We start from the raw sequence: 19,125 nt of genomic DNA, 5'->3' as shown, positions 1-19,125 counted from the left end.
TGTTTTATTCTCCTTCGCCAGTAAGTTAACTAGACTTGTTGTTAGTCATAATTGGTTTAATGGTGGAATTGGATGGATTTTTTATCTTCATGGAGCATTAAGCAGAAGCTCACTGCTGTCATGGTTGTTTTCGGTTTAGCGGGTTTGGTGATACTCGTGAATGTCATTATTAATACCGGATTTGTAGAAGACAAATTTAATGAGTATGACCAAGCCGGGGTGAGCAGTCAGAAATATATGCTGTCGATCAGCCGTGATATGAACTACTGTTCGCGTTTATCCAGAAGTATCATGCTCGGCGATGATTTCGAGAAAAACTTCGGCTTATTGGAAACCCGTATTGCAGATATAGACCGCCATTTTGAAGGACTCGAATCTTCATTAAGTCTAATCAGCGAACCAGATGTAAAAGCCAACCTGAGACAGCTGGCCTCAAATTCAAAGCAAGCGACTAAAGCCTTTCTTGAAGATGGACGTCAGCGCATGTCTAAGCTGAGATTGATCGAGCGTACTCCCGATGTGTTACAGGCTGCCTGGGCCTCTTATCGTAAAGGCGCATCTCCATATGCGAATAAGGCGAGAGCGAGCTTTAAAGCGTTAGCTCAGGCCGAAGAGAGTGCAAGGAGTGATACCCAGGAGGTCGCGCTTACCTCTATGGCAGATATGAAACAAGAGTTAATCGCCATTACCCTTATTTCATTCTTTCTGGGTGGCGTGATTTTATTCCTTGTTGCTCGCATGATTTTGAGCTCAGTTAAGACACTAAATCAATCTGTAAATAATATAGAAAAAAACTCAGATCTTACCCAACGTATCGAATGCAATTCAAAAGATGAACTCGGAGAGCTTTCTCTCTCATTTAACCTTATGCTCGATAAGTTTCAAGCCAGTATTAATAGTGTCTCAGACACTTCACAGCAGCTTGCTGAGTCTGCCCAGGGCATGGCTCAGGTAACTTCAGAGACTGCCACTTCTGTGCAAACGCAGCGACATGAGCTGGACATGGTGGCAACGGCGATGAATGAAATGACAGCCACGGTTGTGGAGGTCGCAAAAAATGCTAACGATGCCGCCGATGCCGCCGTTGAAACCGATAACCAGTCCAAAGAAGGTCTGAATGTTGTAACCAATACCGTGGATATGATCGTTGGTTTGGCTGCAGAAATTGAGAGTGCGGCGGAGGTGATACTGGACTTAGAAAAGGACAGTAATCAGATCGGTTCCATTTTAGATGTGATCAAAGGAATTGCCGAGCAGACTAACCTGTTGGCACTCAATGCAGCTATTGAGGCTGCGAGAGCGGGTGAGCAGGGTAGAGGCTTTGCCGTTGTGGCTGACGAGGTGCGTACTTTAGCAAGCAGGACGCAAGCATCGACCGAAGAGATTCAAAAGATGATTGAGAAGTTACAGGGTGGGGCTAAGGTCGCAGTGAATGTCATGTCTGATAGTCGTAAGTATGCCGATGATAGTGTCAGCAATGCTAAATCTGCGGGTGAAGCCCTACAGATGATCACACAGTCTATAGGTAAGATCACCGATATGAATACTCAGATAGCCACGGCCGCCGAGGAGCAAAGTGCGGTATCTGAAGAGATCAATGCCAATATCGTTAATATTAACCATGCTGCAGAAGAGGCTGCACAGGGCGCTAATGCGACTTCCAGCGAGAGTGAGAGGTTGGCCGAAATGGCCAAGCAGTTAGAACTTCTGGTGCAGCAGTTTAAGATTTAACGCCCTGCTTAATACCACTGATTTATCGCCACCTTGTAGCTCCTTGCTTAAAGGTGGCATTTTTCATTAATCCTGCAATAGACGTCTTTTATCTGGTATCTCTAACCCTCAGATTTCGTGCGATTCGAATATTTCTCGACGACCTTTCCCGTAGTCGCCCATACCATCACCCCACCCCATGCAATCAATGAAAATCCGGCCGGAATACAAGCCAATAGAATGAGCTTGAAGTGCTTGCGGTTAAACATCAGTGCCAATATTGCAGGAAGAAACCAGAGGGCAACTACCACAAGCATTAATAGTGATATAAATGCATAATTTTCACTGGCTACAATTTTATCTATAAATTCCATTTCTCTTCCTTCCTTTAGTTACGATTACTATGTTTATAAGCCGAAAACTATTTTCTCGCTCTTGAGTGATTTCTCCATAGCAAATGTCAGTCCCAGTGCGATAACCAGTGTCGTCATTGATGAGAGCAGTAACTGCAGCATAGGGATCTCTCTGCCCTTGATAAAGGCGATTAAAGCCTGCTGCTGGCCGGATACGGGTAACCACTGCAAGGTGTCCGGGGCTATGTTGTAGCTGGCGGCCATCGAAAGCATCATGGGCACTATCAACACTAAGGTCAGATAAGATTGCGCCTCTTTAAATGTCTTAGCCATAAACGAGACAAACAGCTGTAGGCTGGCGGCCATGATAGCTATCGGAAGTCCAATTAAGAGCATTAACAGGATGAAGTTAGTGCTGATTGAAACCGTGAATCCCAGTTCCTGCCAGGGAACGAAGGAGTAGGAGAGCTTAGAGATGATCAGGGTTAACAGGAGTCCCAGCATGGCGAAGATAGTGACGGCCAAGACCTTCGCTAAGACAATATTGCGTGTGGAAACCGGATGGCTTAGCAGCAGCGCCAACGAGTTACGCTCACGTTCGCCGGCACTGGTATCGATGGCCAGGTTCATGCCGGAGATAAATACCGCATAGATCATGGTCATCGTCGCCACGCCTAAGATCACCCCCCCCTTAGAATCCGGCGTCGCCTGATCTTCAACATTGACCTTAATGGGTTGAACCACGCGGGGATCGATACCTCTGGCAATGAGCCTTAAGCTGCCCATTTCGGCGCTGTAGGTCTGCAGGTTCTTCTCCAGACGTCTTATTGAGTTTTGTAGCTTCTCATTTGAATTATCGGCGACCAGCGTCACTTCGGCACTTAACCCCTTCGCCATCTGTGCTGCATAATCATCGCTGAAGATTAAGCGAATATCTTTGACATCAAGACTCTTGTCCTGTTCGTCGCCATGGGTGATCCCCTGACTGGATAGGTATTTAACCAGATCCGGTGCCCGCTCCCCATTTTCAATCTTGATGTTGAGATCTTCCGGGCTCGATATCTGCCCGATTAGCAGCATAAACATGCCACACATCAACAGAGGCGTACCGATTGCGTAATAGAGGCCCGCCATAACGGATCGCTTGTCTCTTGCCGCATCGATTAGCTCTTTTCTGACCATAGTCATTATGTTACTTATCATGCTGCTATTCCTTTACTCGCGCAGATTGGTTGATATGAAAATAGCGCGTATTCCGATGTGCTTTCTGAAAGAGCTATCATGCAGCTATGCCCTCATCTGTGCCGATCAAGTGAATGAAGGCGTCCTCGAGTGAGTCTTTTCCGGTTTGCTCACAAAGCTCATCCGGACTGCCTACTGCGACCACTTTACCTTGGGCCATAACAATAACCTGATCGCACAGGGCGGCGACCTCCTGCATGACATGGCTGGAGAACAGTACGCAGTGTCCATGTGCTTTTAACTCTTTTAGCAGATCTCTGAGTACCCGGGTACTCATGACATCTAAACCTCGGGTCGGCTCATCGAGAATTATGTTGGTTGGCTGGTGGACTATTGCCTGTGCCAGTGCCGTTTTCATTCTCTGGCCTTGAGAGAAGCCTTTACAGCGTCGGTCGGCAATGTCATCCATATGGAGCTGGCTGAGTACTTTAGCCGTGGCGGCTTTGGCATCGACGCGTGATAATCCATTGAGTTCGGCAAAATAACTGACATATTCTCTCGGGCTAAGTCGTTCATAGAGCCCAAACGGATCTGGGAACAGGCCGAGTTGCTGTTTGGCTTCGATAGGAGATTTAGCCACATCGATACCATCGATCTCGGCACTTCCCATGTCGGCCTGCAGTAATCCAAAAACGGTTCTTAAACAGGTGGTTTTTCCTGCACCATTGGGCCCAAGCAGGCCGGTTATCTGGCCATCTTTAGCAATAAAGCTTAAGTCATCCAGGGCTTGCACCTCACCGATACGCTTAGACAGGTTAGCAACCTTAATCATGACTATCTCCTTGCTCTGCTGTATGGCGAGTATCCGCTTGTTTCGTTTCTTTTGGCGCATCGGCTTTATCCGGTATGGCTTCGACCGTACTGGCATTGAGATAAAAGTTACGTCGTACATCTTTGTCGAGACAACTCCTGTCTAACCCTTCCACGCTACCACTATCGACCAGTTGGGCGATAAGGTCGTTACCACAAGATTGGTTAGCCACGCCATGGGTGGCATAAGGCGCGATAAAATGTTTCGCATTGGTGAGCTCTTCCATGGCTAACTCTCCCCAGCTAGGTGGTGTCGCCGGATCTATCTGTCCCGACAGGGCCAGGGTGGGGATATTACTGCTAATCGGTGCAGAGAAACTGGATTCGACAGCAGGCATATTCCAGATGGCACAAGACTTCTCGAAGTTAGTGATCATCTCCTGGCCGAAATAGGTTTGATTAGCTGCATCTCTCTCCTCTTGTGTGAGTCTCTGCCAATCTTCGCCACATACGACGGAGGCGTGCATGCCCATGGCTATGCCCGTACTATCTATTGTGAGGGAATAGAGCCCCATAACGGGTTGGAAGTTACCTTTGGCCGCTTCGCTGATGGCGTGGGGGATCAGCGCACGTACGTTTGGCATATAGAGTGCCATTCGAATAGCGCCCATAAACTTAGAACGCGTCATTGTGAGTTGGGTGGACTCACCGGTTAACGGATCCCGTACCTGACTGATTGCAGGTTTCAAAGTCAGCTCAGCATCTACCTTATGCAGGTCACCTTTGAGGTTCGGAAACTGTTTGCCGCAGAGCTCATTTTCATCACAATTCTGAATGAGTAGCTCGAAGGCCCTGTTGATGGCATTGCCGATAGCGAGCACACTTTGCTGCATGGGTACCACGCCATCTATGGTGACGGTGGATAATACCTGTGGATACTTGCGCATATAGAGTTGTGCCATACGGGTACCGTAAGAGATCCCGTATAGGTGTAGTTTCCGGTAACCAAGGTGCTGGCGGACAGACTCGAAGTCTTCCAACGCATTCAGGCTGCCATACTGGGTTACATCGGCATCGAGTTTATCGAGACAAGCCTGAGTTTCTTTGGTGACATCGAAGTCGGCTTCATTAATGGACAGAGCCTCCTCAAAACCTTCCCCTTCACAATTGAGAACATTCGAACGACCTGTACCGCGCTGATCTATGAGTAAAATATCTCTCTTCTGTCGCACCTTACTAAACATACGACTGAAACCTGCCGCATTATCTATGGCCGATTGTCCCGGCCCTCCGGCAATGGCAAGAAAGGCTTCTGAGTTTGCGCCGTTCTTGATGGCAGGGAGTACAACATAATGAATGTCTATCTGCTTACCGTTTGGCTTAGTGCGATCTTCCGGGACGCTAATAAAACCGCATTTCAGGCGCTCGGCCAGATCGTCGACATAGCAGTGGTTGACTCTACTCTCATCGATTTTTGAATCTTGTTTGGCAAAGACACTGGGGCTTAGAGCCGACAAGCTAATGATTATCATGCCGATAAGGAACTTTAGAGGTGAGGTTGTTGTAATTATGTCGGCCATGCTTATTTCCGACTCGTTCGCCTTTCCATGAAACATGAGACCTAAATCCTTTCTTAAATTTATCATGTAAATGATAAATATATTGTGTATCAATACGTTAATATATTGTCGAAGGCTAATGTTAGAGGCCATAAATGTCAACCCCGGTCAATTACCCCGCTAACCCTTGAAACTGCTTACTGCAAGTGTTTGTGAAGGTCCGATATGGGAACTTCAATAGATATATATGATTCTATGATTGTAGGTAAAGCGCCAGTTTAGTGAAAGTGGCCTCATTATGTAGAGAAGGGTGTAGATAATTAGAGGGGATTACCGCAGAAAGTGAAATTCAGTTGAAACCGCTTATTGTCTCAATAATCGTACTTTATCCTCTATAACTATATGTTAACAAAGGGTAAGGTTACAGGTGTAAGTTCCAGCTTGGTCGCTAAGTTTCTGTAAAACTGTGCGCGGCCTAACAAAGTTTGAGCAATTGCTCTTATTTTTTTGTATTTATTAACGTAAAATACCAAAAAAGAGGAACACCTGTACGCTTAAAAGGCCCTGAATTATGTCACTCGAGCAGTATCATTTAACACGTTTAATCAAGCAGCAGAGCCAGGAACTTGGCGAAGCTATCGCGCTCGAAGGATTCGAAATGGAGGCCCCATGGGATCAGGTGAGTTGGAGTTCATTCGATAGCATCAACTCCAAGGTTGCTCAGGCCTTGATTCAGTTTGGCATTGAGGCTCAGGATCGCACCGTGATTTTGTCACAAAACTGTCCCCAGTGGGCCTGTGCCGATATTGGTAGTCTTAAGAGCCGTGCCGTCGTCGTGCCAATTTACCCGACGAGTACTTTTGAGCAAGCCAGCTATATTGTGAACGATGCAAGGGCTAAGCTGATATTTGCCGGCGATAAAGCACATTATGAGATGGCCTGTCAGCTGGTTCAGCATTGTGAGAGCTTAACCCATATCGTGGTATTCGATAAAAGTGTTGTCCTTCAGGAGTTTGAGAACCATATCTACTTTGATGATCTTCTCACCAAGACTCATACTGATGAAGTTGTCGCCGAACTGGAAAAGCGTACAGATGAAGCCAGTTTGGATGATCTTCTGACACTCATCTATACCTCGGGAACGACGGGTAATCCAAAAGGTGTGATGATGGATTACCGTAATATCGCCTCTATGGTCTACCAACATGACAAGGTGCTGGCATTTACTCCCGGTGATGTCTCCCTGGCCTTCCTGCCGTTGAGCCATGTATTTGAACGTGGTTGGAGCTTCTATGTTTTGAGCCGGGGTGGTCAGAACGTTTATCTGCAAGATCCTATGGCTGTCAAAGAGGCCATCGTCAAGGTTCGTCCCCATACACTATGTGTCGTGCCCAGATTCCTGGAGAAGGTCTATAGTGCGGTGCAGGATAAGGTGATTAAAGCACCGGAACTAAGACAGAAGATGTTTACCTGGGCGATGTCTGTCGGGCACCGTCAATCAGAAGTTGGCCAGGGACGTCATAAAGCGTCACTAGGTTTGAGCTTGCAGTGGAAACTGGCCGACAAGCTGGTCTTCAGCAAACTCAAGCAGGTACTGGGCGGGCGCCTTAAGTTTATGCCATGTGGTGGTGCCGCTTTAGACCCTAACGTCAGCGCCTTTTTCCAGAGTATCGATGTACCCGTACTGTGTGGCTACGGTATGACTGAAACCAATGCGACTATCACCTGTAATACTCTATCTAACCGAGTGCCTGGCTCTAATGGTAAGCCGTTGCCGGATATGGAGATTAAGTTAGGCAAAGATAATGAGATCATGGTTCGCGGTGAAACTGTGATGCGTGGTTATTACAATCGTCCTGAAGATACCGCCGAAGCATTCGAAGATGGCTGGCTAAAAACCGGCGATGCGGGTCGTATCGATGAAGAGGGTAACCTGTTTATCACAGACAGAATCAAAGAGTTGATGAAAACCTCAAATGGTAAGTATATCGCTCCTCAGCGCGTTGAAGGTAAGGTGGGTTGCTGTCCTTTCATCGAACAGGTTGCCATCGTTGCCGATGCGAAAAACTATGTGACCGCCCTGATTGTTCCAGCCTTCGAAGCACTAGAAGAATGGGCGAAAGAGAAGGGCATTCACTACGACTCACCAATGGAGCTGTTGCGTAACAGTCATGTGGTTGAACACTTCGATAATCGTCTTAAGACACTGCAGGCAGATCTGGCTGGTTTTGAGAAGATTAAGAAGTTTACCTTGTTACCCGAAGCTTTCTCAATGGAAGCGGGTCTTATCACTCCGACGATGAAGTTACGTCGTAAGGTGATCTATAACAAGTATGCCCGTGAGATCAATGCGATGTACGCGAGATAACTGTTAGCTCTGTAGGCTGGAGAAATAAAGGGATGTTGAGCATCCCTTTTTTGTACATGGATGTACTAGGAGAGGGTTTATGCTAGAACCTAGGGCCTAGGGCCTAGGGCCTGATATATAGCCGAAAAATTGCATCCCGGCGGGTTCTCGGTTAACGTCTTAGCCAAAATGAAGATCAATAATAACAATAAGGGTATTCAGACGTGTCAGAGACTTTCTTTAGCTTAGAGATCCATCCCCGATTCAATGAAACGGATGCATTAGGGCATATCAATAACACCATCATTCCCGTTTGGAATGAGGCGGCAAGAAAGCCAATATTTGAGATATTTAACCCTACGCTTAATCTGGACAAGTGGGATCTTATCGTTGCCGGATTTACTATCGCTTTTCTCTCGCCGACTAACTATGGCAGCCCTGTCAGCATCAAAACCTGGATAAGTCGTGTCGGTAATAGTAGCTTCGAAGTGACGCAACAGAGTTGGCAGCTGGGTAAGCAAACCTCAGAGACCAAGACGACCATGGTGCATTACGATTACGGCATAGATAAGAGTCAGCCACTTTCTGAGGAGATTAAGCAGCGGCTCTCGGCACTAACTGGCGAGTAGTAATATCTATTACAATCATGGGCTGCGGGGGCGGTAAAAGCTGAAATTACAAAAATTTCTGCACGTACCAGCAGCTTGTCTCGATGACAAACTTTTCTGAATTGGCCCAGCTGAGCCCATGGCGAACCAGCTTCTCGGCTAAGCCCTTATTCCTGAGTTCTGTGGGCACGAAGGTGTGAGTAAAGTTAACCCTGCCGTCAAAAAGCTCATAGGAGAGGCTAGCTTGTGCTTGTCCTACATTAATAACAAATTCATGTTCATCGATGAGGTGAATGATCTCAATGTCATTTGTATTCATAAGCATGCCTTTTTTCTTTGTTTCCCCGGATTAAGCATCCGCCAGTTCATGGGACTTGAGGGCATCGAGGAGTGCGGGTGTCAGCTCTGCTTTCTTACCGGTTTTAAAATTAAACATCACCACCTGCGAGCTGCCTAAGGTCGTTACAGCTTGTTGTGCCTGACTATAGACACTGTAATGCATCATAAAGCGGTCTTGCTTGATGTCACTGATGGATACACCGACGAGTAAGGTGTCAGGGAAGGTGACCGGACGCTTGTAGCGAGCCGTATTTTCACTTATCACCGGACCGATCTGAGTACTTTGAAGCTCATCGAGCAGGTTTATTTGATTGAAAAAATCGATTCGGGCGGTTTCGAAATAGCGGAAGTAAACAACATTATTCACGTGTTGCAGTGCATCCATCTCACCCCAGGCTACCGGTATCTCGGTATAGATTGGGTATTGCTTGATAAAACGTTCCATTTTCAGCCTTTATTCAAACAGTCGTTTAACTTGTGACTCAGCATAGCAGCATGTCATAGTAGCAACAAGCTCATAGACCTTAGACATTAGACATTAGACATTAGATTCGAGATTTGAAATGAAACAGATACTCCTCGCCGCTATGTTGGTGCTTGTTCCGGCTTGTTTTTCCTGTGAAGTGGCTGCCCTCACTCAGCTGCAATTTCTTCCAGCCGAGAATCTTGAAGATAAGCAAGCTCGGGTCATAGTCGAGTCCGTTTCTGAGCAGATGCAGATACTGTTCGATGAGCAGCTTCCTATTAAGCAGAAGTTAACGATTCAGTTTGGTGCAGAAGAGGGGCCCCTGTTCGATCCCGGGAAGGTGCAGATACTGATACCCTACCAGTTTATCACCGAGGTGCTTAAACGCTTCGAAGGGGACAACTATCAGCAAACCGGTGTAACAGCAGTAGAAGCGACGCAAGATGCACTTATGCATACTCTGGCCCATGAATATGGGCATGCTTTTATCTATAGCAACCAGGTGATAGTACTTGGCAAGGAGGAGGACGCCGTCGATTCTCTGGCCACGCTTCTCCTGCTTAACTCTTTTGATGAAGGCGATGAGATAGCCCTGAGCGCCGCCGATCTCTTCGCTCTCGAGGATGAAGATATTGATAATTTCGATGACGATCATTTTTGGGACGAACACAGCTTAGATGCACAGCGCTACTTTGCGACGCTATGTCTTATCTATGGCAGTGATCCTGAAAAGAACCGGGAGATAATCTCGAAAGCACAGCTGGAGATGGAGAGAGATAGCTACTGCGAGGAGGAGTATCTTCGTCAAGCGGAAAACTGGGACAGGCTAAAAGAGCTGTATCGCATCAAGTAAATCTTCATAACTCTCTATTACAAGAAGTCCAGACACAACGAAGATTTAATACCATCCATGGCAAATCTTCATAAGTGTTCCAGACACAAAAAAGGCACTCTCATGGAGTGCCTTTAGCTTATTTAATATGAAAAATCTTAGAGAGTGAGCTCGGCGAAGCTGGAGATCTGCTTAAAGCTGCCGGTACGCTGGCCCTCTTCCCGAACCATCTGCATGGTGCGCATGCCAGCTTCCTCTGCGGCTTTAAGCTCTTCGACGACATCCGAAATAAACAGCACCTGCTTAGGCGCTAAGCTGATGGTGTTGATGATGTTGCAGTAAGCCTGCTTAAACAGCTTATTGCCGGTACGGGTGTCGAAGTGACCGTCGAACTTAGATGTCAGGTCACCAGCATCACTATGACTGAAAAGTAGCTTTTGCGCTTCGGCCGACCCTGATGAGAAACTATAGAGGCGCATATTTTGTTGCTTGATACCTTCGATAGCGTCGATAAAATCAGGGAAAATATGTCCGGTAAATTCACCCTTGGCATAACCTTGCTTCCAGATAAGGCCCTGCAGGGTCTTAAGTGGTGTCGATTTACGGTCTTCGGCAACCCATTGTTGCAGGATCTCTATGACCCGCTCCAGTGAAGCTTCTGGCTCTAACGCGATATCTCTCACGTCACAGATGCAGTTTTCTACCAACACATTGTGTTCATTTTCTTTAAGAAAGTCGGGTAAGGCTTTGGCTGAATAAGGAAAAAGTGTGTCCTTAATAAAGCTAAGGTCGGTTGTCGTACCTGCTGTATCTACAACTATGGCTCTGATACCCATAATGTCTGCTTACTCCACAATATCTTGGCTAAAAATGCATCTGCAAAATTTCAATTCAGATCCTATGCTGAAACGCATAATTTGGCTAGTTAATTATCATCTTCGTTCCAGTTAGATTTGGCGGATATTGATGCTGCAATTGATACGAACACCACCCTATATAGTGCACCTTAGTTGAATTGACTAAAATACAAACAAATACCATACTGCTAAATTGTTTATTACTTCAACGGAAAGGGGTAACAATTATGAAAGGAAGCATTTCAACTTATACATTAGGATTGCTAGTACTGCTGTGCAGTGGAGCCGCATTGGCTAAGCCGGCGGTTCAATCCTTGTCAGCTCAAATCATTCCATGTGATACCTCTGATTGCAGCAAGACATTTCAGGAGTACAAAACATTAGCCCGTTATGGCCACTCCGATGCAATGTATACCCTGGCCGAGCTTTACCGAAACGGTTACGGCACTGAAGTTGATATGCGCTTAGCAACCAAGTGGTATCGGCGCTCCGCAAAGTATGGCAACCCATTTGCCCAGTATAAGGCCGCCATCATCTACCTGCAGGAGAGTGAAAATCAGGATATTGATAAAGCGATGAGGTACCTGAGAGCCGCAGACAGAGAGGGGCTCGATGAAGCAACACATCTGCTCGGCTTGATCTATTTAGAGGGGGAGCTGATAGAGACAGATCGAGTCAAAGCGAAGGAGTACCTGTCCAAGTCATTCGAACATGGCCATAAGGACACCATCAATGTGTTAGCTAATATCAGCCTGATAAAGTTAGATCACAAAGATAAGAATTCCGCCCCAACCAAGCTTTCCGTTTCGCAACCAGCCCCCGTTGGCGAGATGGAGGTCATTGAGGTGAGCGCTCCATCGATGGAGGAGGTGCTCACCTATCATATCACTATGCTGAGGGGGGGGACCCCGGATGCCCGAGGGACGACGGGAACCATGTTAAGAGGGCGAACCTGTTCAGAGATGATATCTTGTAACACCGAATCCGATAGTGAGCGAATTCGAGAGTTTCTGATGTCGACCTGGTAGTAAAGTGCGCTGCACCAACACCAGGGTCATCAAAAGCTTGCTGTGAGGGGCTTTTTCAATGTGATAAGAGGCTGACACCTTGTGTCAGCCTCTTATATTTTCAGGCGCAATAGTCGTGAATTGAGATTGCTTGAAATCAGCGCTTCACTTGCCGGTTTGTAATCATTTTGTGCATGTTGTAGGTTTGTTAAAGGTTTTCAGATAAGAAAGCGGTTATCAAATTAATACAGGGAAGGCCCATGCTCAGAAATACCTTTTATCTTATTGCTTCGTCTATAGCAGGCTTGGTGTTCAGTTTTAACCTCTACGCTCAGGATGACCGGGAGCTCACCCACTTGAGTAAGGTGGAGAAACTGCTCGTCCCATCTAAGCTGCTTAAAGTGCCTGCCGAATTTATCGTTACCTTGCCACCCAGTTACAGCAAGAGCAGTGACAAAGAATACGTGGTGCTGTTGGACTTTCATCCGCGAAGCCAGGCTTACCTTAGCGGTATGCATGACTGGATGAGCCATAACGGTGACTGGCCCTGGCTCGAAACTATTATCGTGACCGCGCCCGATGGCCACAAAGGACTGGGTAAGTTAAAAGAGCAAGCCATCGAAGAGCAGGGCAATGAGCTGCTGCTGGACTTTATGGGGCAAGAGCTGCTCCCGGCAATTGATAACAAGTACCGGACCAATGGATTTCGTATTCTCAATGGTTTCACCGGTAATGCGGGATTAAGCCTCTACACCTTACTTAATCGTCCCGATATGTTTAATGCCTATTTCGCCGCCAGCCCTGTACTGAGCAAAGATTTTGCCTACGTCATCAAGGATGCCCCCAAGAAACTGGCTGGTATGAAAGGCAAGCCTAGGTTTCTGCTGATGAGCACCAGTGACAGCGGCTTCGAGAAGCGACAGCTGGCAAGCTTTGCCGAGATGGAATCAATCATAAAGGCCAATGCTACAGAGGTGCTTGATTACCGTATTAAGCGCTTCGATGGCACTTACTATATGACTCAGCCTATTCTGGCAACCGCCTATGGCATCGAGCTATTGTTCAATGATATCCATCAAGTACTAAAACCAGATTCCGAGATCTCAAGCCAGGGCGCGCAGGCGATACTGGCACACTACCGTTATCTGTCTGAGGAGAAGTATGGCTTCGAGGTCCCCGCCACCGACTCCCTGATAGCTTTAGCGCAGGCAGAAACAGCTAAGGACGGTGAACAGGCTGTAAAGCAAGGCTTAGCCATCTATAAGCTCGCGGTGAAGGCGGCGCCCGATTCTCACACGGCTCACGATGCATTGGCCGGTGCCTATGCCGAGGTGGGTGAGTTCGAGCAGGCCATCAAACATGAGCAACTGGCATTGGATAACACCAAACATCCGTTCTGGACTAAGAAATATTCTGAGAGCCTGGCCGCATTTGAGGCTAAAAAACGGCTTTAAATTGCTTTGCCTGAGCCGAATAGGGGAGTCAGCTCTCCCCTAAAACCCGTTTATCTCTTTTTAAAAGCCTCACTCCCTCTACCATTTAGCCTGACAGTACTTTCAGGATAAATGTTAGAGCAGACATTTTGTCTTTGCGCTAGTAACAGGTTAATATATCACCGATTTTTAAGGACTTTTACTGTTATTAATTTATGGATGCAGTAAACACAAATATAGGGACAGCAATGAAACTCAATTCTCTGTTAACCGCAGGCATGTTACTGGCTGCGTCGACACCTGCTTTTGCCGCCGACGATCTGGGTTTTTACCTGGGTGGTCAAGTTAATCACACCAGTGTAGAAGACAATATTGGTACCTTAGATGAGTCTGCCATAGGGGGCGGCGTCTATGGTGGTTACAACTTCAATGAAAGCTTTGGCATTGAGGCAAGCTTTTTTATGACCGATAGTTTTGTCGATGAGATGGACTTGAGGATAGCGGCGGTGACCATCTCCCCCGTGATTCGACACGCCTTTACCGACAGCGTCACTGGCTATATGAAGGCGGGTTTGGTAGTCAACAAGACTTACAGCAACGATGACGGTGTTGACGACGACTATCGCGGCACAGGTTGGCTGTTTGGCGCCGGTGTGGATGTGACCCTGACAGAGTCTCTGGCGTTACGAGTGTCTTATGAGATGAGTGAAACAGAGCCGGAATACAGCGAGCTGGATAATTATTACGCCGATATCAGCCTGAAACAATTTGGCGTCGGGTTGCATTATAGATTCTGACGCTCTGCCAGCTTGAAGCAACTTTGTGAGGTCACTGCTTTGGATAAGAGGCATGGCCTCAGTAGTCAGTACAGCTTAAGGAGTTAGCAGGAATGGATGAGCTGAAAAGACTAATCTCATGTCGAGGTTATCGAGTCTCAGAAGAGAGTGGAAAACTAAAGGTAAAACTCGGTGGGATATCTAACGAAGTCGTAATCGAGAAAGATATACCCACTGGATTACTTGTCGTTAATACCAGTGAAATGAGAAAGGCATTACTGTACGGACTGATGCTGTTTATGGGGTTGAGTATTCATGAACATTCAAATCATTATGGTAGTGCGATGATAATTTCATTTACTGTCGTTGGTTTACTTGGTGTCGTGCTAACAGAGCTCAAAGTGCAGAAAATAAGAGAGCTGATCTACCAATTTAACAAGAATGAAAGCACTTAATAAGGGACTGAATCCAGGTACAACAAGGCTGGAATAACATCTTCAGCTCCACCTCGCCGACAGCATTTGGTTCATCTACCTAGCAAATCACTAGATTTCTAAATACTAAGCAACGAAGCTCAATCGAAGAGATAGATAACTCAGTGTAAATACGGCTGCGACCTTTGACAGCAAGGATGCTGTCGTAGAGCCTACAGGGATTGTGCTCACAACGATATCCTTATCTAAAAGCCAGTTCAGCATCCATGCTTCTCGTTCGTAACACGAAGCTTCGCTTCACTCACCGTGGCACAGAAGTACCTGCACATCCCCCGCCGGGAGGCGATTGATAACCATGAAGCCATGGTTATCAATCAAGCCTGCTAAATATAAACACCCTTGAGGGTTACGATAAATAACGATGAGTCAGCCTCATCGCTCAGGCTACCTGCTTCTGATAGAGAGAGTTACTGATGGACCAACTGTCCTGCCTTCACTACCTCAAGGCACACACCTACGCCATATGAGTAGGAAAGCTGAGCTGGTGTCGTAATATCCCACAAACAGAAGTCTGCCTGCATCCCTTCGGCTAATACGCCGACATTATCCTCAATTCCCAGCGCCTTGGCGGCATTGCGCGTCATACCCGCAAGCGCCTCCTCTGGCGTCAGGCGAAACAGGGTGCAACCCATGTTGAGCATCAACAGACTCGAGCAGAGTGGCGACGAGCCCGGGTTGTAGTCACTGGCCAGAACCATGGGTACCTTATGTTTACGCAGCAGCTCAATCGGTGGCATCTGAGTTTCACGCAGGAAGTAGAAGGCACCGGGGAGCAGGGTGGCGCAGGTGCCACTTTGACTCAGGGCTTTTACTCCGGCCTCGTCGAGGTATTCGATATGATCCACCGACTTGGCACCGATCCCGGCGGCCATAGCCGATCCTCCCAGGTTAGAGAGTTGCTCCGCGTGAAGCTTAATATCTAGTCCGGCATCTTTCGCCGCAGTGAGTACCCGCTCGGTCTGTTCGACACTGAAGGCGATATTTTCACAGAAGACATCGGCCGCATCGGCAAGGTTTTCCTCGATAACGGCGGGTAGCATCTCGTTTATGACTAAGTCGACATAGCCTTCGGCATCATCTTTGTACTCTGGCGGGATGGCATGGGCACCTAAGAAGGTGGTTTTCACATCGACGTGATGATGTTTGCCCAGCTCGCGGGCGACGCGCAGCAGTTTGAGTTCAGTCTCTGTTTCCAAACCATAACCTGATTTGATCTCGACCGTGGTGACACCTTCTTTCGCCAGGGCGTTGAGACGTTTTCGGCCCAGCTCAAAAAGTTCGCCTTCGCTGGCTTCACGGCAGGCTTTTACGGTAGATATGATGCCACCACCGCTGCGGGCAATCTCTTCGTAACTCGCGCCTTGCAGGCGAAGCTCAAACTCGTTTGCCCGGTTACCTGCGAACACTAAATGGGTATGAGCGTCGATGAGTCCCGGTGTGATCCAGGCGCCTTTTCCTCTGTAAACCGGCGTTGACAGAACATCGAATTCGGGGAGTTCGCAGCGCGGGCCAATCCAGGCAATCCGGCCCGCTTTTACCGCAACGGCTGCATCGGTTATCGCTCCGTAAGGCGCTGATACAGAAGGAGACATAGTCGCTACGTTGACGTCAATCCAGACCTGATCCCAAGACATATTTTTCCCTCACTCTTAACGTGTTCATGTTCGTTCGGAAATAAAAGTTGTGATCCAACTTGTATTTACTTGTATATACAAGCTAGGATTATAGCGGTAATTTTCATCGTTTGAAAAGCGTTATTGGCCAAAGAGAGGTTTCTAGATTCTAGAACCTAGCTCCTGATACCGCAAAAGAAAGAGCAAAGGATTGGTATGGCAACGCCCAAGTTTGCAGAGATAAAGCAGTATATTTTAGCCCGCATCGAATCCGGTGAGTGGGAGGAGCATAGCCGTGTTCCTTCAGAAAACCAGATGGCAGAACTGTTTGAGTGCAGCCGAATGACGGCGCGCCGTGCATTAACGGAGTTGACCGATGATGGTGTGTTAGAGCGCTCTCAAGGCTTGGGCACCTTCGTCGCCGAGCTTAAATCTCAGTCCTCTATGATGGCTATTCGTAACATTGCCGATGAAATTAAAGACAGGGGCCATGGCTACAGCGTTAAACAACTTGAGCTGACTCAAACCGAAGCGACAGCACCGATAGCCATCGCCTTAGGACTGGAGACGGGAAGTCCGGTTTTTTACTCGGTACTGGTACATTGCGAGCAGGGCATACCTCTGCAGCTGGAAGAGCGTTTCGTTAACCCCAAACTGGTACCGGATTACCTGCAGCAAGACTTCACGCTACAGACTCCCCACGAATATTTGTCACAGGTTGCCCCCCTTACCGAGGCGCGTCATACCTTAGAAGCCGTGGTGGCCAACGAACACAATCAAGAGCATTTAGCGATAGAGTCGAGCGAGCCCTGTTTACAGATAATTCGTCGTACCTGGTCGCGAAAGGGCGTAGTAAGTTACGCCAGGCTGATCCATCCGGGGACTCGATTCCGACTAGGTGGTCATCTGACTTTCTAAAAATATATATCGATGGCTTGGTTTCATTTCTGAGCCATTCAAGCAACACAAGTAAAGCAATAAAAATAACAGCAATACGCCTCTCTACTCCCAATGGGGAAAGAGAGGACAAAAATAAGCACCAACAAATTGAAATGAGGTTACGCAAGATGGATAAGAGACACGACCCAAGCCGTCGCATCATAGCGCCACACGGCACAAAGTTAAGCTGTAAGAGCTGGTTAACCGAAGCGCCTATGCGTATGTTGATGAACAATCTGCATCCGGATGTTGCCGAGCGCCCGGAGGATCTGGTGGTCTACGGCGGTATCGGACGAGCGGCCCGCGATTGGGAATGCTACGACAAGATCATCGAAGTGCTGCAGCGTCTGGAAGAGGATGAAACCCTGCTGGTTCAGTCGGGTAAACCCGTTGGTGTATTCAAGACTCACAGTAATGCGCCACGTGTGATCATCGCCAACTCTAACCTCGTACCACACTGGGCAAACTGGGAACACTTCAACGAGCTTGATAAGAAAGGTTTGGCCATGTATGGCCAGATGACAGCGGGCTCCTGGATATATATCGGCTCTCAGGGGATCGTGCAGGGCACTTACGAAACCTTTGCCGCCATGGCGAAGAAGCACTTTGGTGGCTCATCAGAGGGTAAATGGATCCTGACTGGTGGCTTGGGTGGCATGGGTGGTGCTCAACCACTAGCCGGAACTATGGCGGGTTACTCGGTATTGACCTGTGAAGTGGATGAAACCCGTATCGATTTCCGTCTGCGTACTAAGTATGTGGATAAGAAAACAGACTCCCTCGATGAAGCTCTGGCGATGATCGATGAGGCGAACAAGAGTGGTAAGCCTGTGTCTGTGGGTCTGCTTGCTAATGCGGCCGATGTGTTCGCGGAGCTGGTAGAGCGTGGTATCACACCGGATGTGGTGACCGATCAGACATCGGCACACGATCCTCTGAATGGCTACCTGCCACAGAACTGGACTCTGGAATACGCCGCCGAGATGCGTAAGAAAGATGAAGCGGCGGTGGTTAAGGCGGCCAAGCAATCTATGGCAGTACAGGTCAAAGCTATGCTGGCTCTACAAGCCGCAGGCGCCGCGACTACCGATTACGGTAACAATATCCGTCAGATGGCGTTCGAAGAGGGAGTTGAAAACGCGTTCGACTTCCCAGGTTTCGTACCAGCCTATGTACGTCCGCTCTTCTGTGAAGGTATTGGACCGTTTCGCTGGGCTGCACTATCCGGCGATCCTGAAGATATCTATAAGACAGATGCCAAGGTTAAAGAGCTTATTCCGGATAACCCTCAGCTGCATAACTGGCTGGATATGGCCCGTGAACGTATCGCATTTCAGGGATTGCCATCGCGTATCTGTTGGGTTGGCCTGAAAGACCGTGCTCGCTTGGCATTAGCCTTCAACGAAATGGTTAAAAGTGGCGAACTTTCGGCGCCGGTTGTTATCGGTCGTGACCATCTGGACTCCGGCTCTGTTGCCAGCCCTAACCGTGAAACTGAATCTATGCTCGACGGTTCTGATGCGGTTTCAGATTGGCCATTAATGAATGCACTTCTTAATACGGCGAGTGGCGCGACTTGGGTTTCGCTGCACCACGGCGGTGGTGTGGGCATGGGCTTTAGCCAACACTCGGGTGTGGTTATTGTCGCAGACGGTAGTGATGAGGCCGCGGTTCGTTTAGGCCGCGTGCTATGGAATGACCCTGCGACTGGTGTGATGCGTCACGCCGATGCCGGATACGATATCGCTAAGAAATGTGCCAAAGAGCAGAATCTAGATCTGCCGATGCTGGAGAAGTAAT

Annotated in this window: 18 protein-coding genes; 10 read left to right on the top strand and 8 right to left on the bottom strand. The window is 47.9% G+C overall.

Translation table 11 applies throughout. The features are described 5' to 3' along the window. Window positions 1-72 precede the first annotated feature (72 nt). Window positions 73-1,731 carry a methyl-accepting chemotaxis protein gene (locus EKG39_RS21055; RefSeq protein WP_126507977.1) on the top strand — a complete coding sequence of 553 codons (1,659 nt, stop codon included), beginning with the start codon at window positions 73-75 and terminating at the stop codon, window positions 1,729-1,731. A gap of 101 nt (window positions 1,732-1,832) precedes the next feature. On the opposite strand, the gene EKG39_RS21050 is transcribed toward EKG39_RS21055, so the two are convergent. The 4 genes from EKG39_RS21050 to EKG39_RS21035 form a co-directional block, all read right to left on the bottom strand. Next, entirely contained in the window at window positions 1,833-2,084 is a 252-nt protein-coding gene (locus EKG39_RS21050; RefSeq protein WP_126507976.1) for a superinfection immunity protein, read from the bottom strand. A gap of 33 nt (window positions 2,085-2,117) precedes the next feature. Further along, complete coding sequence (locus tag EKG39_RS21045; RefSeq protein WP_126507975.1) at window positions 2,118-3,266, bottom strand: ABC transporter permease; 1,149 nt, start codon at window positions 3,264-3,266, stop codon at window positions 2,118-2,120. 76 nt (window positions 3,267-3,342) lie between these two features. After that, a complete protein-coding gene (locus EKG39_RS21040) occupies window positions 3,343-4,077 on the bottom strand; it encodes an ABC transporter ATP-binding protein (protein WP_126507974.1) in 735 nt (244 codons plus the stop codon). After that, entirely contained in the window at window positions 4,070-5,635 is a 1,566-nt protein-coding gene (locus EKG39_RS21035) for an alpha/beta hydrolase (protein WP_246028586.1), read from the bottom strand. The genes EKG39_RS21040 and EKG39_RS21035 overlap by 8 nt, the downstream gene beginning before the upstream one ends. A 550-nt stretch (window positions 5,636-6,185) precedes the next feature. Here EKG39_RS21035 and EKG39_RS21030 point away from each other — a divergent pair. Both EKG39_RS21030 and EKG39_RS21025 read left to right on the top strand, forming a co-directional pair. After that, the gene (locus EKG39_RS21030) at window positions 6,186-7,982 is read left to right on the top strand and encodes an AMP-dependent synthetase/ligase (RefSeq protein WP_126507972.1); all 1,797 of its coding nucleotides are present in this window, start codon (window positions 6,186-6,188) and stop codon (window positions 7,980-7,982) included. 203 nt (window positions 7,983-8,185) lie between these two features. Next, a complete protein-coding gene (locus EKG39_RS21025) occupies window positions 8,186-8,590 on the top strand; it encodes an acyl-CoA thioesterase (RefSeq protein WP_126507971.1) in 405 nt (134 codons plus the stop codon). A 46-nt stretch (window positions 8,591-8,636) separates the two neighbouring features. Here EKG39_RS21025 and EKG39_RS21020 read toward each other — a convergent pair whose 3' ends face one another. Both EKG39_RS21020 and EKG39_RS21015 read right to left on the bottom strand, forming a co-directional pair. After that, the gene (locus EKG39_RS21020; protein ID WP_126507970.1) at window positions 8,637-8,894 is read right to left on the bottom strand and encodes a GNAT family N-acetyltransferase; all 258 of its coding nucleotides are present in this window, start codon (window positions 8,892-8,894) and stop codon (window positions 8,637-8,639) included. Between the two features lie 24 nt (window positions 8,895-8,918). Continuing rightward, window positions 8,919-9,353, bottom strand: coding sequence for an acyl-CoA thioesterase (locus tag EKG39_RS21015; RefSeq protein ID WP_126507969.1), 435 nt, complete (start codon window positions 9,351-9,353; stop codon window positions 8,919-8,921). Window positions 9,354-9,471: 118 nt separating this feature from the next. On the opposite strand from EKG39_RS21015, the gene EKG39_RS21010 reads away from it, so the two are divergent. Continuing rightward, window positions 9,472-10,227 (top strand): DUF4344 domain-containing metallopeptidase, encoded by a 756-nt coding sequence (locus tag EKG39_RS21010; protein ID WP_126507968.1) that lies wholly within the window; start codon window positions 9,472-9,474, stop codon window positions 10,225-10,227. Between the two features lie 137 nt (window positions 10,228-10,364). Here the strand turns inward: EKG39_RS21010 and mtnC are convergent, their stop codons facing one another. Then, complete coding sequence (mtnC, locus tag EKG39_RS21005) at window positions 10,365-11,042, bottom strand: acireductone synthase (protein WP_126507967.1); 678 nt, start codon at window positions 11,040-11,042, stop codon at window positions 10,365-10,367. Between the two features lie 248 nt (window positions 11,043-11,290). Between mtnC and EKG39_RS21000 the strand changes: the two genes are divergently transcribed. The 4 genes from EKG39_RS21000 to EKG39_RS20985 all read left to right on the top strand — a co-directional run bounded on the left by EKG39_RS21000 (window position 11,291) and on the right by EKG39_RS20985 (window position 14,734). Next, entirely contained in the window at window positions 11,291-12,091 is an 801-nt protein-coding gene (locus EKG39_RS21000) for a tetratricopeptide repeat protein (protein ID WP_126507966.1), read from the top strand. Between the two features lie 239 nt (window positions 12,092-12,330). Continuing rightward, entirely contained in the window at window positions 12,331-13,524 is a 1,194-nt protein-coding gene (locus EKG39_RS20995) for an alpha/beta hydrolase-fold protein (protein ID WP_126507965.1), read from the top strand. A gap of 227 nt (window positions 13,525-13,751) precedes the next feature. After that, window positions 13,752-14,300 (top strand): porin family protein, encoded by a 549-nt coding sequence (locus tag EKG39_RS20990; protein ID WP_126507964.1) that lies wholly within the window; start codon window positions 13,752-13,754, stop codon window positions 14,298-14,300. A 92-nt stretch (window positions 14,301-14,392) separates the two neighbouring features. Beyond that, window positions 14,393-14,734: a hypothetical protein gene (locus EKG39_RS20985; RefSeq protein ID WP_126507963.1), complete on the top strand. Its 342-nt coding sequence runs from the start codon at window positions 14,393-14,395 to the stop codon at window positions 14,732-14,734. 446 nt (window positions 14,735-15,180) lie between these two features. Here EKG39_RS20985 and hutI read toward each other — a convergent pair whose 3' ends face one another. After that, window positions 15,181-16,407, bottom strand: coding sequence for an imidazolonepropionase (gene hutI, locus EKG39_RS20980; protein WP_126507962.1), 1,227 nt, complete (start codon window positions 16,405-16,407; stop codon window positions 15,181-15,183). 195 nt (window positions 16,408-16,602) lie between these two features. Between hutI and hutC the strand changes: the two genes are divergently transcribed. Both hutC and hutU read left to right on the top strand, forming a co-directional pair. Next, window positions 16,603-17,304 (top strand): histidine utilization transcriptional repressor HutC, encoded by a 702-nt coding sequence (gene hutC, locus EKG39_RS20975; RefSeq protein WP_126507961.1) that lies wholly within the window; start codon window positions 16,603-16,605, stop codon window positions 17,302-17,304. Between the two features lie 149 nt (window positions 17,305-17,453). Next, window positions 17,454-19,124, top strand: a complete 1,671-nt coding sequence (gene hutU / locus EKG39_RS20970; protein WP_126507960.1) for a urocanate hydratase — start codon at window positions 17,454-17,456, stop codon at window positions 19,122-19,124. Window position 19,125 lies beyond the last annotated feature (1 nt).

Source organism: Shewanella atlantica (genome assembly GCF_003966265.1).
Lineage (GTDB): Bacteria > Pseudomonadota > Gammaproteobacteria > Enterobacterales > Shewanellaceae > Shewanella > Shewanella atlantica.
The sequence above is the reverse complement of the archived record's forward strand: the minus strand, read 5'-3'. Positions and strand labels throughout refer to the sequence as shown.

Excerpts from the sequence above, each read along its gene's own strand:
- EKG39_RS21045 (WP_126507975.1), bottom strand. The coding sequence starts at position 3,266 with ATGATAAGTAACATAATGACTATGGTCAGAAAAGAGCTAATCGATGCG.
- EKG39_RS21055 (WP_126507977.1), top strand. The coding sequence starts at position 73 with ATGGATTTTTTATCTTCATGGAGCATTAAGCAGAAGCTCACTGCTGTC.
- EKG39_RS21015 (WP_126507969.1), bottom strand. The coding sequence starts at position 9,353 with ATGGAACGTTTTATCAAGCAATACCCAATCTATACCGAGATACCGGTA.
- EKG39_RS21040 (WP_126507974.1), bottom strand. The coding sequence starts at position 4,077 with ATGATTAAGGTTGCTAACCTGTCTAAGCGTATCGGTGAGGTGCAAGCC.
- EKG39_RS21010 (WP_126507968.1), top strand. The coding sequence starts at position 9,472 with ATGAAACAGATACTCCTCGCCGCTATGTTGGTGCTTGTTCCGGCTTGT.
- hutC (WP_126507961.1), top strand. The coding sequence starts at position 16,603 with ATGGCAACGCCCAAGTTTGCAGAGATAAAGCAGTATATTTTAGCCCGC.
- EKG39_RS21020 (WP_126507970.1), bottom strand. The coding sequence starts at position 8,894 with ATGCTTATGAATACAAATGACATTGAGATCATTCACCTCATCGATGAA.
- EKG39_RS20985 (WP_126507963.1), top strand. The coding sequence starts at position 14,393 with ATGGATGAGCTGAAAAGACTAATCTCATGTCGAGGTTATCGAGTCTCA.
- EKG39_RS21050 (WP_126507976.1), bottom strand. The coding sequence starts at position 2,084 with ATGGAATTTATAGATAAAATTGTAGCCAGTGAAAATTATGCATTTATA.
- EKG39_RS20995 (WP_126507965.1), top strand. The coding sequence starts at position 12,331 with ATGCTCAGAAATACCTTTTATCTTATTGCTTCGTCTATAGCAGGCTTG.
- hutU (WP_126507960.1), top strand. The coding sequence starts at position 17,454 with ATGGATAAGAGACACGACCCAAGCCGTCGCATCATAGCGCCACACGGC.
- EKG39_RS20990 (WP_126507964.1), top strand. The coding sequence starts at position 13,752 with ATGAAACTCAATTCTCTGTTAACCGCAGGCATGTTACTGGCTGCGTCG.
- EKG39_RS21030 (WP_126507972.1), top strand. The coding sequence starts at position 6,186 with ATGTCACTCGAGCAGTATCATTTAACACGTTTAATCAAGCAGCAGAGC.
- mtnC (WP_126507967.1), bottom strand. The coding sequence starts at position 11,042 with ATGGGTATCAGAGCCATAGTTGTAGATACAGCAGGTACGACAACCGAC.
- hutI (WP_126507962.1), bottom strand. The coding sequence starts at position 16,407 with ATGTCTTGGGATCAGGTCTGGATTGACGTCAACGTAGCGACTATGTCT.
- EKG39_RS21000 (WP_126507966.1), top strand. The coding sequence starts at position 11,291 with ATGAAAGGAAGCATTTCAACTTATACATTAGGATTGCTAGTACTGCTG.
- EKG39_RS21035 (WP_246028586.1), bottom strand. The coding sequence starts at position 5,635 with ATGGCCGACATAATTACAACAACCTCACCTCTAAAGTTCCTTATCGGC.